This window comes from Pyrinomonas methylaliphatogenes, assembly GCF_000820845.2.
In the GTDB taxonomy this organism is placed as follows: Bacteria; Acidobacteriota; Blastocatellia; order Pyrinomonadales; family Pyrinomonadaceae; genus Pyrinomonas; species Pyrinomonas methylaliphatogenes.
The window spans coordinates 1-1,278 of record NZ_CBXV010000012.1; the positions used below are offsets into that span (position 1 = coordinate 1).

The 1,278-nt window shown below is 51.5% G+C and carries 1 protein-coding gene; it reads right to left on the reverse strand.

The window, feature by feature from the left end:
• Positions 1–4: 4 nt before the first annotated feature.
• Positions 5–1,114 carry a WD40 repeat domain-containing protein gene (locus PYK22_RS16085; protein WP_157770944.1) on the reverse strand — a complete coding sequence of 370 codons (1,110 nt, stop codon included), beginning with the start codon at positions 1,112–1,114 and terminating at the stop codon, positions 5–7.
• Positions 1,115–1,278: the final 164 nt, after the last annotated feature.

The following is a 1,278-nucleotide window of genomic DNA, read 5'->3' on the forward strand; positions in this document are numbered from 1 at the left end:
CACCCTACTCAATCCGCCACACCCGCGTGTCATACGTGCTCGTCAACATGTACTTCCCATCTGGCGTGAACGCTATCCGATTCACCCTCGCGGCAAACGGATCATCACGCCGCTGCCTGATCGCCGGATGCGACGCTCGCGCCAACTCCGAGCCACTGGCAAGGTCATAAAGCACAACATGCGCTTGCTCGATCGTCGAAAAAACCCCACGCTCTTCGCTCGTGTAAGCAACTGCCAACATCCGGCTGTCTGGTGAGACAGCCATAGCTGTGCCAACAACATTCGAGCTGACGGCGCGATCATCTCGCACATCAGGCTGACTCCAGCTTGTAACATCAAGCCGTCGCACAACCTCATAGTTCGTTGTGTCGTAGAAGAGCAGGTAGCGTTTTGTCTCTGGCTTATCAAAGATCGTGTTGCTGGCGACAACCAAAAGGAACTTGCCATCTGGCGTGTAAATTGCATCACCTAAAAACAATCCTGATGGGGATTCGATTCGTTTAATAACTTTCAAAGTAGCTGCGTCCCGAACAAGTGCCTCCTTTAAGGTGCTATCTAGGGTGTAAGCCAGATGACACCTGTCAGGCGAGAGCGCGAGTTGACCACGAACTCCTTTCTTAGAATCGCTTGGGTCAGCCGCAGCAATGATTTGGCGAGTACAACCTTCTAGGATCAGTCTGCCTAATGATTCACCTTCCTGCTGCGACACGACGCCAAGCGCGTGCTGATGGTTAAGGAATCTTACTGAGGAGAAGTTACCTTCTGGAGCATCAAGGCATATGCGCGTCTGACCGGAAACAACATCCCAGACCCTGTATTGCCTTCTTCCACCAGAACGTGGCTTGGGTTCACCATAGAAAACCTGCCGCGTTCCGGGTATGAATTGCTCATTCTCGGGAAAGAACTCCACCCTGATTCGACTTACCTCACGCCCATCCCGCAAATCCACTACCCGCAACTCATCATCATAAACCTCTGGCTGATTGGCCTTGACCCAACCACCGTAGATCCGGTAGCTGCGCGTCGGATATGAGCTCCGATAGAACAAAACAAGCCGCCCGTCACTTGATATATCACATAAAATGTCATGCTTGTACTCAGCAACCAATCTCAACCTAACACCCCTCCTCCCACTACTCCCAGCACCCACAATACACTGAACAAAAAACGCACACCACACCAAAGTTAATACCCAAACAACCTTGCCCCGCATCCTCGCCTCCTAAGCAATAAAGATGTCCTCACAAACACAAGTATCCTGTGATCTTCCTGCCTAAC